The organism is Pseudomonas putida (assembly GCF_030159595.1).
GTDB lineage: Bacteria > Pseudomonadota > Gammaproteobacteria > Pseudomonadales > Pseudomonadaceae > Aquipseudomonas > Aquipseudomonas putida_AC.
The window spans coordinates 173,962-188,139 of record NZ_BSKJ01000011.1; the positions used below are offsets into that span (position 1 = coordinate 173,962).

Annotated in this window: 16 protein-coding genes; 2 read left to right on the forward strand and 14 right to left on the reverse strand. The window is 60.5% G+C overall.

The window, feature by feature from the left end; all coding sequences use genetic code 11:
• Positions 1 to 78: 78 nt before the first annotated feature.
• Positions 79 to 1,368 carry a citrate synthase gene (gene gltA, locus QQL85_RS22420; protein WP_264312318.1) on the forward strand — a complete coding sequence of 430 codons (1,290 nt, stop codon included), beginning with the start codon at positions 79 to 81 and terminating at the stop codon, positions 1,366 to 1,368.
• 93 nt (positions 1,369 to 1,461) lie between these two features.
• Here gltA and QQL85_RS22425 read toward each other — a convergent pair whose 3' ends face one another.
• The 9 genes from QQL85_RS22425 to QQL85_RS22465 all read right to left on the reverse strand — a co-directional run bounded on the left by QQL85_RS22425 (position 1,462) and on the right by QQL85_RS22465 (position 8,503).
• Positions 1,462 to 2,067: an START domain-containing protein gene (locus tag QQL85_RS22425; protein ID WP_284356707.1), complete on the reverse strand. Its 606-nt coding sequence runs from the start codon at positions 2,065 to 2,067 to the stop codon at positions 1,462 to 1,464.
• A 33-nt stretch (positions 2,068 to 2,100) separates the two neighbouring features.
• Positions 2,101 to 2,355, reverse strand: a complete 255-nt coding sequence (locus QQL85_RS22430) for a YkgJ family cysteine cluster protein (protein ID WP_284356598.1) — start codon at positions 2,353 to 2,355, stop codon at positions 2,101 to 2,103.
• A gap of 129 nt (positions 2,356 to 2,484) precedes the next feature.
• Positions 2,485 to 2,964: a hypothetical protein gene (locus tag QQL85_RS22435; RefSeq protein ID WP_284356597.1), complete on the reverse strand. Its 480-nt coding sequence runs from the start codon at positions 2,962 to 2,964 to the stop codon at positions 2,485 to 2,487.
• 64 nt (positions 2,965 to 3,028) lie between these two features.
• A complete protein-coding gene (locus QQL85_RS22440) occupies positions 3,029 to 4,471 on the reverse strand; it encodes a PLP-dependent aminotransferase family protein (protein WP_284356596.1) in 1,443 nt (480 codons plus the stop codon).
• A gap of 173 nt (positions 4,472 to 4,644) precedes the next feature.
• Positions 4,645 to 5,457, reverse strand: a complete 813-nt coding sequence (locus tag QQL85_RS22445; RefSeq protein ID WP_284356595.1) for an OmpA family protein — start codon at positions 5,455 to 5,457, stop codon at positions 4,645 to 4,647.
• A complete protein-coding gene (locus QQL85_RS22450; protein WP_284356594.1) occupies positions 5,454 to 5,807 on the reverse strand; it encodes a DUF4398 domain-containing protein in 354 nt (117 codons plus the stop codon). The genes QQL85_RS22445 and QQL85_RS22450 overlap by 4 nt, the downstream gene beginning before the upstream one ends.
• A 9-nt stretch (positions 5,808 to 5,816) precedes the next feature.
• Positions 5,817 to 6,638 (reverse strand): substrate-binding periplasmic protein, encoded by an 822-nt coding sequence (locus QQL85_RS22455; RefSeq protein ID WP_284356593.1) that lies wholly within the window; start codon positions 6,636 to 6,638, stop codon positions 5,817 to 5,819.
• 188 nt (positions 6,639 to 6,826) lie between these two features.
• Entirely contained in the window at positions 6,827 to 7,756 is a 930-nt protein-coding gene (locus QQL85_RS22460) for an electron transfer flavoprotein subunit alpha/FixB family protein (protein ID WP_284356592.1), read from the reverse strand.
• A complete protein-coding gene (locus tag QQL85_RS22465; protein WP_284356591.1) occupies positions 7,757 to 8,503 on the reverse strand; it encodes an electron transfer flavoprotein subunit beta/FixA family protein in 747 nt (248 codons plus the stop codon).
• A gap of 534 nt (positions 8,504 to 9,037) precedes the next feature.
• Here QQL85_RS22465 and QQL85_RS22470 point away from each other — a divergent pair.
• Complete coding sequence (locus tag QQL85_RS22470; protein ID WP_284356590.1) at positions 9,038 to 10,720, forward strand: electron transfer flavoprotein-ubiquinone oxidoreductase; 1,683 nt, start codon at positions 9,038 to 9,040, stop codon at positions 10,718 to 10,720.
• 72 nt (positions 10,721 to 10,792) lie between these two features.
• Here QQL85_RS22470 and QQL85_RS22475 read toward each other — a convergent pair whose 3' ends face one another.
• The 5 genes from QQL85_RS22475 to QQL85_RS22495 all read right to left on the reverse strand — a co-directional run bounded on the left by QQL85_RS22475 (position 10,793) and on the right by QQL85_RS22495 (position 14,094).
• A complete protein-coding gene (locus QQL85_RS22475; RefSeq protein WP_284356589.1) occupies positions 10,793 to 11,194 on the reverse strand; it encodes a type II TA system antitoxin MqsA family protein in 402 nt (133 codons plus the stop codon).
• Positions 11,195 to 11,196: 2 nt separating this feature from the next.
• Positions 11,197 to 11,478, reverse strand: coding sequence for a type II toxin-antitoxin system MqsR family toxin (locus QQL85_RS22480; RefSeq protein ID WP_284356588.1), 282 nt, complete (start codon positions 11,476 to 11,478; stop codon positions 11,197 to 11,199).
• 94 nt (positions 11,479 to 11,572) lie between these two features.
• Entirely contained in the window at positions 11,573 to 12,898 is a 1,326-nt protein-coding gene (locus QQL85_RS22485; RefSeq protein WP_284356587.1) for an MFS transporter, read from the reverse strand.
• A gap of 70 nt (positions 12,899 to 12,968) precedes the next feature.
• Complete coding sequence (locus QQL85_RS22490) at positions 12,969 to 13,448, reverse strand: histidine kinase (protein ID WP_284356586.1); 480 nt, start codon at positions 13,446 to 13,448, stop codon at positions 12,969 to 12,971.
• Positions 13,449 to 13,617: 169 nt separating this feature from the next.
• Positions 13,618 to 14,094, reverse strand: coding sequence for a sigma-70 family RNA polymerase sigma factor (locus tag QQL85_RS22495; RefSeq protein WP_284356585.1), 477 nt, complete (start codon positions 14,092 to 14,094; stop codon positions 13,618 to 13,620).
• Between the last annotated feature and the right edge of the window lie 84 nt (positions 14,095 to 14,178).

Here is a 14,178-nt window from a genome sequence, read left to right on the forward strand (position 1 = left end):
TGAATTTATCCCTCTATAGTGGTGCGGGCCCTGCGTGGGGGGTCTGTCTGATGATTTCTAGCATTAATAGGAGGCCACATGGCTGACAAAAAAGCGCAGTTGGTCATCGAGGGCGCTGCCCCCGTCGAGCTGCCCATTTTAACCGGCACCGTTGGTCCTGATGTAATCGACGTCCGCGGGTTGGGGGCCACTGGTCACTTCACCTTCGACCCTGGTTTCATGGCGACTGCCTCGTGCGAGTCGAAGATCACCTACATTGACGGCGACAAAGGGATCCTGCTGCACCGCGGCTACCCGATCGAGCAACTCGCCGAACAATCCGACTACCTCGAAACCTGCTACTTGCTGCTCAACGGCGAACTGCCGAATGCCGAGCAGAAGGCCCAGTTCGTCAGCACCGTCAAGAACCACACCATGGTTCATGAGCAGCTGAAGTCCTTCTTCAACGGTTTCCGTCGCGACGCTCACCCGATGGCGGTGATGTGCGGCGTGGTCGGCGCCCTGTCGGCGTTCTATCACGACTCCCTGGACATCAATAACCCGCAACACCGCGAAATTTCCGCGGTGCGCCTGGTCGCCAAGATGCCGACCCTGGCCGCGATGGTTTACAAGTACTCCATGGGCCAGCCGATGATGTACCCGCGCAACGACCTGTCGTACGCGGAAAACTTCCTGCACATGATGTTCAACACCCCGTGCGAGATCAAACCGATCAGCCCGGTGCTGGCCAAGGCAATGGACCGGATCTTCATCCTCCATGCCGACCACGAGCAGAATGCCTCCACTTCCACCGTTCGTCTGGCCGGCTCGTCGGGTGCCAACCCGTTCGCCTGTATCGCCGCCGGTATCGCCGCACTGTGGGGCCCTGCCCACGGCGGTGCGAACGAAGCCGTCCTGACCATGCTCGATGAGATCGGCGATGTTTCGAACATCGACACGTTCATCGCCAAGGCCAAGGACAAGAACGACCCGTTCAAGCTCATGGGCTTCGGTCATCGCGTGTACAAGAACCGCGACCCGCGCGCCACCGTGATGAAGCAGACCTGCGACGAAGTCCTGCGCGAGCTGGGCATCAAGAACGACCCGCAGCTGGAACTGGCCATGCGCCTGGAAGAGATCGCCCTCACCGATCCTTACTTCATCGAGCGCTCGCTGTACCCGAACGTCGACTTCTACTCGGGGATCATCCTCAAGGCGATCGGCATTCCGACCAGCATGTTCACCGTGATCTTCGCCCTGGCACGTACCGTGGGCTGGATCTCGCACTGGAAAGAAATGCTCTCCAGCCCGTACAAGATTGGCCGCCCGCGCCAGCTGTACACCGGCGAGCAGAAGCGCGATATCGTTTCACTGAAGGACCGCAAGTAAGCCTGAAGAGCCGAACGCAAAAAGGCTGCCCTCGGGCAGCCTTTTTTATTCATCCTGTCCCGGCCTCTTCGCGGGCACAGGCAGCACAAAACCTCAGTGCTTCTCAGCCCGCTCGCGCAGCCCTTTCAGGGTATTGAACGGTGCATCCACCACGAACTTGTTGGCTACCATCGCCGGCACACTACCACCCGGCTCGGTGTGCACCTGGTAGGTCACTTCCGTGCTGTCACCCTTGGGCACCAGCTTCCAGAAGCCTTCGACCTTGGCCACCCGCACAAAGCCCTTCTCTTCCGGGACATAGGTCGGCTCTTCGACCAGATTACGGGTCAAGCTGCCATCCGCACCTTTGACCGTGGTGATATGCAGCACCGAATCACGCGGCGTCACCGGCCAAGGCGTATTGAACTGGGTATAGGTCCAGCTCTGATCACCTTCATGCTTGAGCAGCTTCTGCGACTTGCACTCATGAATCCAGGCGCAGGCGCCGACCACGTCCTCCTGCAACGCCTGCACTTTGGCCAACGGCGCCTTGATCACGGTGACGCCTTGATAGGCTTTGTACTTGGAACCGGCCACTTCACTCAGGGAAACCTTGATCCCCTCTTCGTCCTTGGCCACCTGCCAGTTTTCGGCCCAGGCCGCAGGCGACAGCAAAACACCCATGCCACACAGCAGTGCAATACGCTTGAACGATCTCATCATGTTTATCCTTGTTGTCGAAGATCCAGCCTCTCACGCCGCCGTCATCTGCTCCCACCAACCCAGAATCCTGATTGCCTCTTCACGGTCACTGCCGCAGACCTCGACGTCCGCCTTGAAGCCACCGCACACCGCCGGCCGCTCAGGCTTGCCGAACAGGTCGCAAAGATTGGCAGCCGTCAGGTGCAGGCAGCGCTCGCCCGCTGGCTTGCCATTGGGCATGCGCGGCATCGCAGAAGTGATGGACGGGGCGATGCAGCAAGCACCACAGCCCTCACGGCAGTTCATGGCTATTCACCAAAATCAGGACTCCCTGGAACAAAACGGGACGAACGTCCCTGGATAGTAACCGCTCAAACAGGCGTTTGAAATTGCTGGCACGATGAAATCTGCCGTGACTCGGCAGTCAGTTCCCAGCTACTGGCGATACTCGAAATCGATAGCCGCCCCTTCCACGTCATGACGGCTGTCATTGCGCAGTTGCAGCTGCATCTCGTTGTTGATCAGCCGACCATTGAGCTGGAACGGGCTGTCGTTGGTTTCTGGTTTTTCGGTGAACATGGGCGGCAGCAAAGGTTTGCGTCGCTGGATGGGCGACGGAGTACCCACGTTCGGTTCGAGGCTGTTGACCATATCGACTGGCAGGCTGAGGTCCAGCTTTGCCTTGGGCAATGGTTTGGTAACCGCCTTGCTGACCGGCTTGTGCGCTTTGGCCTTGCTGTTGCTGGTCTTTTTTACCGCTTGCTTCTGCACGGGCTTGGCTGACGCCTTTTTTTGCACCTGCTTGCCCTGATCCGCCTGCGCCTGGCTTGCCGACTGCGCAGCCAAGGCTTGGCTGCCCGGGTAGCAAAACGGTGCAAGACACAGCATCAGGGCAAAACAGCGCAAAGCATTCATGGCAAATGGACAGACTGGCAAGAAAGGTGCGTATGCTCCATGTTCCACAGGCGGCTGGCAAGCCTTACAAAAGTGTGAGCGCAGGCTCCCTGCACAACTGCTGAGCCAGCAAACCGAGGGTAATCACCGCCCGCTCGGCCTCCTTGCTCCACGGAATACCGCAATTGAGGCGGATACAGTGGTTGAATTGCTCCGTGTTACTGAATATTAGCCCCGGCGCAATACTGATGCCCTGCTCCAGCGCCCGCACATGCAGTTCTTGGGTGTTGACCCGCCCGGGCAGGCTTATCCAAAGGATGAAACCGCCCGTCGGCCGGGTCATCTGGGTACCCTCTGGGAAGTGCTGCTGCACCGCCAGCTGGTAGGCGCTGAGGTTCTTGCGATACTCCTGGCGGATGTAGCGCAGGTGCCGGTCATAGCCACCGTTCTCCAGGTAAGCCGCAACCCCCATCTGCGTCACGCTGCAGGCCGAATGGGTGGTGAAGGTTTGCAGGCGCTGAATTTCGTCCTGGTAGCGCCCGGCAATCATCCAGCCAACACGCACGCCAGGAGACAGGGTCTTGGAGAAGCTTGAGCAGTAGATCACCCGGTCCAGCCGGTCGAACGCCTTCAGCGCCTTGGTCTTGCCCTGCTCGAACATCAGCTCGCCATAGATGTCGTCCTCGACGATCTGGATATCGTAGTCCGAGGCCAGGCGCAGCAGTTGCTTCTGCCGCTCCTCCGGGATGGTACCGCCCAGCGGGTTGCTCAGGCGCGCTGTCAGCACCAGGGCCTTGATCGACCACTGATTGGCCGCCAGCTGCAACGCTTCGAGGCTGATGCCAGTGGACGGGTCACTGGGGATCTCGATCACTTTCAGGCCCAGCAAGTCTGCCAACTGCAGCAAGCCGTAATAAGCGGGTGATTCGGCGGCGATCAGGTCACCCGGGCGGGTCAGCACGCGCAGCGACATTTGCAGGGCATCGACGCAGCCATGAGTCACGATCACTTCACGCGGGTCGACCAGTACACCGGCATCGCGCATGCGAATGGCGATCTGCCGGCGCAGCGGCTCGAAACCCGGGCTGAACATGTAGCTGAAGGCACGCGGGCTGTGAAACCGGGTGACCTTGGCAATTTGCTGATGCAGCGCACGCACCGGCAGGTAATCGACATGCGGCACTGCAGCACCGAACGGGAACACACCATCACGGCGCGCCTCGGTCAGCACTTGCTGGATGATGCTGGCACGGGTGACCAGGCCAGGGCGCTCCACCCGGGCTATGTCCGGGGTTTGCGCAGTAAGGGCTGGCGTCTGGTGTACGTAATAGCCCGATTGCGGTCGCGCGCGGATCAGCCCTTGGTCTTCGAGGTTGGCATAGGCCTGCAGCACCGTGGCATGGCTGACATTGAGCTGGGCGCTCATCTTGCGCACGGAAGGTACACGCTCGCCTGGCTGGTAGACACCACGTCGGATGTCATCAGCCAGTTGCTGGGCGATACGCTGATACAGCAGCAGGTTGGTCATGGCGGCAGGCTCGTTGTTCTTGTGCGGCTCGATGACGGTAGAGGATACCGTAACAGTTGCAAAGTGTACTGGGACAGAATGCAACATAGTCGACAATACAACAGCGTGATAACTATCGAAATGATCAGGCCGACAAAAAGCGGGGCTGCGTTGCAGCCCCTTCTTGCTCAACCTCAGCGCGCCGGCGCGAGCTTGCCCTTGTCATCAGAGAACACGATCTCCACCCGACGGTTCTGCGCCCTGCCCCGCTCCGAGGCGTTGGCCTCGATCGGATACTGGTCACCATAGCCCTCGACCTGCAAGCGCTTTTCGTCGATACCCAGGTCCACCAGCATGTCGGCCACAGCCTGCGCCCGGTCGCGGGACAGTTTCAGGTTGTCCTCGGCTGCGCCGGTGCTGTCGGTATAGCCCTCGATACGCACCACCCGACGAGGGTTGAGCTGCAGGAATTGCACCAGCTTGAGCACGGTACGGCTGGCCGAGTTCTTCAGGTCGGCACGGCCGGTATCGAACAGCACGTCACCCAAGGTCATCACCAGGCCACGGTCGGTCTGCTCTGAGGCCAAGGCGGCAATTTGCGATTCGACCCACTTGCCCTGTTGCTGCACACTGGCCAGCTTGGCCTCGCGCAAGGCCAACTGCAGGCGTTGGCGTTCCAGGTCAAGCTTGGCCTGACGCTCCTGACTCAGTGCCAGTTTGGCATGCTCGCTGGCAATCTCGCTGTAACGCTGGCTAAGGTAAGCGTAATGGCGCACATCGGAACCGGTGCCGATGTAGCTGGACAAACGCTCGGCACGGGCCAGCGACTCGCCTGCACGAATCACATCGCGCGGCGCACTGCGCAGCACATCGGAATCATCCTTGACCTTCGCGAAGGCAGCACTGGCTTCATCCAGCGCCGCAGAACTGCGTTGGCTGGCACAGCCTTGCAAGCCTGCGGCCAGCGCCAGCACTACCAGCGCGGCCAACGGCGTACGGCGGATCATGGCTGCACCTCCAGCTGCTTGCGCAGCCGCTTGAGCCGCGACTGCAACAGTTGCAGCTGCTCTTCGCTCTTCTGGTTCAGCACCTGAGCCTCGGCCAGGCGCGCATCCAGCTCGGCCTGTTCGGCGCGCATACGTGCATCGCGATAGTCTTCGGTCAGCATGTTGGCCTTGGCCCGGGCCAGCTTGTCTTCAGCCAGCTTCAGCGTTTCGACCTGCTCGGTAGCACCTACGGCCTTGGCCTGTTCCAGTGCCTGCTCGGAAATGCGCATCTGCTCGTCAGGGGCCGGATCATTGGCGCAGCCAGCCAGGCCAAGCATGGCCAAGGCAAGGATTAGTGGTTGGATTCTCACGCAATCTTCCTAGTGTTTGGGGGCGTCCGCCGGCGCCTGCAGTTGCGCTTTCCAGCGCTCGACATTACGTTGCAGGACGGCCTCGGACGCACCGGAGATCGGCAATTCTGTCAGTTTTTTCGCCAATTGCCCACGCAACCAGCTGTCATTGCAGGCCGAGTTGTGCGAAAGGGCCAGATACAGACCTGGCCGGTCCACCGGCAGGCCACGCGCGATCAGGTCATTGTTCATACCCAGGCTCTGGGCCATGGCCATGCCTGAATAGCGGCCGGCCAGTACATAGTCCACTTGGCCGAGCACCAGCTTCTGGAACGCCTGGGTCAGGTTCTGCGCCGGCACCAGCTTGAGTTGGGCCTTGGCAAACGCAGTGAAGGCCGGGGTCAGCCGTGCACGCTCGGACACGCTGCCCTGATACCTGGCCAAGTCTGCCGGGCCATCGAAGGTCAGCTGGGCATCATGGCGCGTCCACACCAGGTATTCGTTGAGCTGCAACGGCGGATGGATGTAGTCCAGCGCGGTCAATTGCTCCACCTGCATGGGGGTGTCGAGCAGCAGATCCATGCGCCCACTGCGCACCTCTTCCAGCGCCTGGTCACGGCGGCCAGCGTTCAGCACCTCCACTTTCACCCCCAGCTCGCCAGCCACCTGGCGCAGCAGGTCGACATTCGCGCCGATCAGGTGTTTCGGGTCTTTCGGGTCCTGCCACGAATAGGGCGGCGCATCAGGGCTGCCGGTTGCCACTAGGCGTTCGCACTTGCCTGCCGCCATGGCCAGCGGCGAAACCAACGCCGCCACGCATGCCAGTACCCTGCTTGCTTTACGCAGCACCATTGCTCACTCCTTGTATTGCTTGGCCAGGCCCTATCGCCGGCAAGCCAGCTCCCACAGGTACCGCACAATCCCTGAGAAAAGTGCAGTGCCTGTGGGAGCTGGCTTGCCGGCGATAGGGCCGGAACAGACCACAAAAAAACCCGGCCCCCTGTACGAGGGCCGGGTTCTTTATAAGTGAAGCAGGCGGATCAGACCAGCTTTTCCAGCTCCGGAACCGCTTCGAACAGGTCGGCGACCAGCCCGTAGTCGGCGACCTGGAAGATCGGTGCTTCTTCGTCCTTGTTGATCGCAACGATCACTTTGGAGTCTTTCATGCCGGCCAAGTGCTGGATCGCGCCGGAGATACCGACGGCGATGTACAGCTGTGGCGCAACGATCTTGCCGGTCTGGCCGACCTGCATGTCGTTCGGTACGAAGCCTGCGTCGACTGCGGCGCGCGAGGCACCGACGGCAGCGCCGAGCTTGTCGGCCAGGCTGTACAGGTGCTTGAAGTTGTCACCGTTGCCCATGCCACGGCCGCCGGAAACGACGATCTTGGCAGCGGTCAGCTCTGGGCGGTCAGACTTGGCCAGCTCTTCGCCAACGAAGGCCGAAATGCCAGCGTTGTGCGCGGCACCCACGGTTTCAACGGCAGCCGAGCCACCTTCGGCGGCGACTGGGTCGAAGCCGGTGGTACGCACGGTGATGACCTTGACCGAAGCGCTCGATTGCACGGTGGCAATGGCGTTACCGGCATAGATCGGGCGCTTGAAGGTGTCGGCGGACTCGACTGAGATGATCTCGGAGATCTGGTCCACGTCCAGCAGCGCAGCAACGCGCGGCAAGATGTTCTTGCCGTTGGTGGTGGCCGGGGCCAGCACATGGCTGTAACCCTTGGCCAGCTCGACAATCAGCGGCGCGACGTTCTCTGGCAGCACATGGGCGTAGGCAGCGTTATCGGCAACCAGCACCTTGGTCACGCCAGCGATCTTGGCAGCGGACGCGGCAACGTCGGCGACGTTCTGGCCAGCGACCAGCACATGCACCTCACCACCGATCTTGGCGGCAGCGGCAACAGTGTTCAGGGTGGCCGGGGCTACGGCACCGTTTTCGTATTCAGCGACAACCAGGATAGTCATTTAGATTACCTTCGCTTCGTTCTTCAGCTTCTCGACCAGTTCGGCCACCGATTTGACCTTGATGCCCGCGCTGCGGGCAGCCGGGGCTTCAACCTTCAGGGTCTTGTTGGTGGAGGCGAGGGAAACGCCCAGCGCGTCTGGAGTGACGGTCTCCAGCGGCTTCTTCTTGGCCTTCATGATGTTCGGCAGCGACGCGTAGCGCGGCTCGTTCAGGCGCAGGTCAGTGGTGACGACGGCTGGCAGGCTCAGCGATACGGTCTGCAGGCCGCCATCGATTTCGCGGGTGACAACAAGGTTACCTTGCACTTCAATTTTGGAAGCGAAGGTGCCTTGGGCGTAACCGGTCAGCGCAGCCAGCATCTGGCCGGTCTGGTTGTTGTCGCTGTCGATGGCCTGCTTGCCGAGGATGACCAGCTGTGGCTGCTCCTTGTCGACAACGGCTTTCAACGCCTTGGCCACGGCCAGGGAGTTCAGTTCGTCAGCGGCTTCTACCAGGATGGCGCGGTCGGCACCCAGGGCCAGGGCAGTACGCAGTTGCTCCTGGGCAGTGGTCGGGCCGACGGAAACGACGACGATCTCGGTCGCAACGCCCTTTTCCTTAAGGCGAACGGCCTCTTCCACGGCGATTTCGCAGAAGGGGTTCATGGACATCTTGACGTTAGCAAGGTCGACGCCGGAGTTGTCCGCCTTGACGCGAACCTTGACGTTGTAGTCGACCACTCGTTTGACAGCTACAAGAACCTTCATGGATTCCTCGTTACTCTCCGGTGAATAGATAGTCGCCTGGGGCTGAGCCCTGTGCGATGCGCGTGGGTACAAGGGCACCTCTAAAAACGTATCGGGAGGCAATAACTTCACAGTGACCGAACAGTCTTGTTCGGACCATTGCGACAAATACTCACGGGTCATTTTCTGTCGTGGCGTGTAAACTCCACTACAAGCCGGCCAAAGGCCGCAAAACCCTGCTCCACACCTGGTCTTTAGAGGTGTACCTGCGCCCGGCTGCAAGCCTACGGCGAACGTAAAACCGCTCGTATCTTGACCGTAACACCCCATCCGGTCAATACGGCAAATCGGTCACCCTCCAGCCGCGCTCCTGTGATTTTACTGGCCTGCGGCAAATTCAAACAAACGTTTGTATTGGACCCGCCAAGTGGTGTAGATATAATGCGCGGCCAAGACAAAACGGTGTAGTCCGTCATTTGCGTAGCTACAGTTTCGCTCCCGTGATGAGCCACTGCGCGCAAGCACCCATAAGACAAAGCAACAGCACGAGCCTTGATGAGTAGGAGAGAACCAGTGGAACGCGAATACATGGAATTCGACGTGGTCATCGTCGGCGCCGGCCCGGCGGGCCTGTCCGCCGCCTGCCGCCTGAAGCAGAAGGCCGCCGAAGCCGGTAGCGAAATCAGCGTCTGCGTGGTGGAAAAAGGCTCTGAAGTGGGCGCCCACATCCTCTCCGGCGCCGTGTTCGAACCCCGCGCCCTGAACGAGCTGTTCCCCGACTGGAAAGCACTCGGCGCACCGCTGAACACCGAAGTGAAGCGCGACGACATCTATGTGCTCAAGGATGCCGGCAGCGCCACCAAGGTGCCCGACCTGTTCGTGCCCAAGACCATGCACAACCATGGCAACTACATCATCTCGCTGGGCAACCTGTGCCGCTGGCTGGCGCAGCAGGCCGAGAACCTGGGCGTGGAAGTCTACCCAGGCTTCGCTGCCCAGGAAGCGCTGTTCGATGAAAACGGCGTGGTGCGCGGCATCGTCACCGGCGACATGGGTGTGGACCGTGAAGGCAACCCGAAAGACGGCATGTATACCCCGGGCATGGAGCTGCGTGGCAAGTACACCCTGTTCGCCGAAGGTTGCCGTGGCCATATCGGCAAGCAACTGATCAAGCGCTTCAACCTGGACAACGAGTCCGACGTCCAGCACTACGGCATCGGCCTGAAGGAAATCTGGGAAATCGACCCGGCCAAACACGAGCAGGGCCTGGTGGTGCACACCGCCGGCTGGCCGCTGGATGTGATGGCCAAGGACAACACAGGTGGCTCGTTCCTCTATCACCTGGAAAACAACCAGGTGGTGGTCGGCCTGATCGTCGACCTGTCCTACGCCAACCCGTACCTGTCGCCGTTCGACGAGTTCCAGCGCCTGAAACACCACCCAGTGATCAGCCAGTACCTCGAAGGTGGCAAGCGCATCAGCTACGGCGCCCGCGCCCTGGCCAAGGGCGGCATCAACTCGCTGCCGAAGATGGTCTTCAAGGGTGGCGCACTGATCGGTTGCGACCTGGGCACCATGAACGTGGCCAAGATCAAAGGCAGCCACACCGCGATGAAGTCCGGCATGCTCGCCGCCGAGGCCGTGGCTGATGCACTGATCGCTGGCAGCGAGGGCGGCGACGCACTCAATACCTATGTAGATGCCTTCAAGGCCAGCTGGCTGCATGAGGAACTGTTCGCCAGCCGCAACTTCGGCCCGGCCATGCACAAGTTTGGCCCGCTGCTGGGCGCGGCGTTCAACTACGTCGACCAGAACTGGTTCGGCGGCAAGCTGCCGTTCACCCTGCACGACACCAAGCCGGACTATGCCTGCCTCAAGCTGGCGGCGGACTCGAAAAAGATCGACTACCCGAAACCGGACGGCAAGCTCAGCTTCGACAAGCTCAGCTCGGTATTCCTCTCCAGCACCAACCACGAAGAGGAACAGCCCTGCCACCTGAAGCTGACCGACCCGAACGTGCCGATCGCCAGCAACCTGCCGCTGTACGACGAGCCGGCACAGCGCTACTGCCCGGCGGGCGTGTACGAAGTGGTCACCCAGGAAGACGGCAACAAGCGCTTCCAGATCAATGCGCAGAACTGCGTGCACTGCAAGACCTGCGACATCAAGGACCCGGCCCAGAACATCACCTGGGTTACCCCTGAAGGCGCGGGTGGGCCGAACTACCCGAACATGTAAGGCCCCTGCCCTGGCAGCCAACAAAAAGCCCCCGGCTCTCACGAGACGGGGGCTTTTTGTTGGCTGCCAATATCAGGCAGTACGCACTTCCTCGAATAGTTCGGGGTGGCGGTCCAGCAGTTTAAGCAGCTTCACCAGCGCCACTGGCGGGGTGGTCTTGCCGTTTTCATAACGGGAAAAAGCATTCACTCCGCCACCAAAAATTTCCCCCGCCTCACGCTGGTCGAGGTCGAACTTCCGGCGCATGGAGGCAATGAAGGAAGGATCCACAACAGCTGCATTGATCTGACGCTCGAATGCCGTCATCAGATTACTGACACGCATGGCTTCATCATGACTCAGTACACATTCGCCACATGCAGAACAGTAATCGCCACTTACATCAGGGATTATGGTCGTCTCGCCTTTGTAGCTAAAGGGCATGCCCTGAATGTCAGGCGCAAGCTCCGCACCGCCGCATATTGGACATCTCATAATCACAACTCCTTGAAAGACACGATGAGCACGTCGTCTACCACGGACACTTTTAGATAAACGTACCCAATTGCCGTAAGCGGACGATATACGTCCTGCCAAACCCGGTGATCCATTTGGCTGGTCATGCTCTTGTAGAAATCCGTGCGCTTCAAGCTGGCGATCACTTCAAGCATGCCCGGATACTTGGCGCCTCTCAATGCAGCGCCTGTAGGACTGATGCGCCTTGCAGCCGTCAATGCCTTCACACGCTCCAGCGGACAATGAGGCGTTCTCTTTTCCATGAGAAATTAACCTTCCAGGTTAAATTTGGCTAATAGGTTATTCCAATAACCCCCGCCTGGAAGGATGCCTCAATGCCCCGAGACCGTTACCGGCTCATTTGTCACCGCACATGATCGGCATCGGCTCCGCCGCGAACGCCAATGGCTCCCGACGCCCAAAATACAAGGCCGTCAGCAGCCCCACCGTGCCCATGATCAGACAAAACCCGACACACACCCACGGGCTCCACGGCATCAGCGCAATCAGCGCCAGCGGCGTGGTACTGGCCCACAGCGCGTAGGCCACGTTGTAGGTGAAGGAAATCCCCGACACACGGATCTCGGCCGGGAACAGCCCGACCATCACCGAAGGCACCACCCCCACTACACCGCAGGACAGCCCCGCCAGCGCATAAGCCAGCCAGGTCATGCCCCACTGCCCAATCAGGCTGGCGTACAACGCGCCGATACCCAGCGGCAGCAGCAGGCTGTAGAGCATCAGCGCACGCCAGGCGCCCACGCGGTCAACCAGCAACCCGGCCAGTACGCAGCCGATATTGAGGAAGACAATGCCCACGCTGCTCAGGGCAAAGGTATGCCCGGCACTCATGCCAAAGCGCTGCTGCATCACTGTCGGGGTGATCACCACCAGCACCACCACGGCCGAGGTCAGCACACAGGTCAGCAAGGCTGCCGGGATCAACGCCCGGCGATGCTCGCCCAGCACCCGCCGCAGCGGGAATTTCACCGGCTGTTCCTGGCGCGCACGCAGGGCAAGGAACACCGGTGTCTCACTGAGCCAGCGGCGCAGCCAAACGCCAATCACACCAAACACTCCACCCAGCAAGAACGGGTAACGCCAGGCGTAGTCGAGGATTTCCTGTGGCGTAAACACCTGCGCCAGCAACGTCGCGGTCAGCGCGCCCAACAGGTAGCCAAAGGTCAGGCCAGCCTGCAGGAAGCCAAGGGCATAACCACGCCGCCCGGCAGGCGCATGCTCGGCGACGAAAGTCCAGGCACTCGGCACCTCGCCACCCACCGCAGCCCCCTGGAGGATACGCAGCGCCAGCAGGATCAGCGGTGCGGCATAGCCGATCTCGGCATAGGTCGGCATCACCCCGATCAGCAGGCATGGCAGGGCCATCATCAGGATGCTCAGGCTGAACACCCGCTTGCGCCCCAGGTGATCGGCAAAGTGCGCCATCAGGATGCCGCCCAGCGGCCTCGCCAGGTATCCCGTGACGAAGATGCCGAAACTTTGCAGCAGCCGTAGCCACTCGGGCATCTCGGGCGGGAAGAACAGCTGGCTGAGGGTCAGCGCGAAGAACACGAAAATGATGAAGTCGTAGATTTCCAGCGCGCCGCCCAGTGCCGCCAGGCCCAGGGTCCTGTGGTCGCCGCGGCTGAACCGGGGCGGGCGAGCGGTATCGATAGCAGTCATGGCAGGGTCCGCAAATCGGCAAAGGGCAAGAGGATAACAAATAGCTGCCCTATTGCCCCGCGAAGCCCTGTTAGCGGGTGAAGACCGTCTGTGCGAAATTCCTGTGCCGCCTGGCCTGGGGCACGCCACTGGAGATCTCCGTCGACAACGGCAATCTGCCAATGACCAATGGCGTATCGATAATGCCCATGAACGATTCCAAGGCCTCATTATCGGGCACCTGCGACAGGCTGATACTCACCGCCTGGCGCTCGGCACGCGGCACCGCTGGCACTTTCAACTGCTGAGAGTGATAGAGCAGCGCATGCTGGATCTGCGCACTGACCCGGCAAAAACGCGCCAGGTCGACGCCCGCGTGGCTGGCCAACTCGATATTGCCGACCAGCAAATTGAACGGCTGCAACGCACAATGCACCAGGCGCTGCAGCTCTTCGAAGCTTTCCACCGGAGCGATCCGGTAATAGCCCAAGCCATTGAGCAGCTTCTCCAACTGCAGGCGCTGGCAGGGATGCTCGTCGGCGATCAGGATGCGCAGGGTCTTGTTGGCCATTGTCGGACCTGGGCAGTTAAGTAGAAGGACACTCTCCTTGACCAGACTGCGCCAGCAACAGGCAAACTCCAGAGCTGCGCCTGGAGCGGTCAACTTAGATACTTGTAGGGAAACAACCAGAAATCAAGTGGCCAGTAATCATAATTTGCAGCTGGCCTTTACCGCGTTTTCAGGAATTCCACTGGCGAATGCGCACCCGGCAATGCTTCATGGCGTTTACGATGTGCTTTTCCACCAAGCTCCGGGAGATGCCCAGGCGCTGAGCGATCTGCTCATGTGACAGGCCGTCGAGCTTGCGTAACAAAAAGCTCTCACGGCAAGGCCCGCTCAATTCATCGAGTGCTTTTTGCATCAGCGCCAGCCGCTGCTCCAGCTGCATGTCAAGGCCAGGCGCAGGACTGTGCCAGCGCTCATCGAGGTCCAGAACTTCAAGCGGCTCGGACTGACGCAACGCCTGCCGACGATGACGGTCGATCACCAGGTTCAACGCCGTACGATACAGAAACGCGCGGGGGTGCTCGATTTGCTGGGCAGCGGTGCGCTCGAGCACTCGCAGGTAGGCATCGTGAGCCACATCTTCAGCAGCCTGGCGACTGCCCAGGCGTGCGGAAAGAAAACCCACCAATTCGCGATAGTAATGTTCCACAACGGCACCTGGCATCGCCTTGCCGTCCACCGTCCCGGCGACGCAAGGCCCTGTGATATCAGCTTGCCAATATTACAAACTATA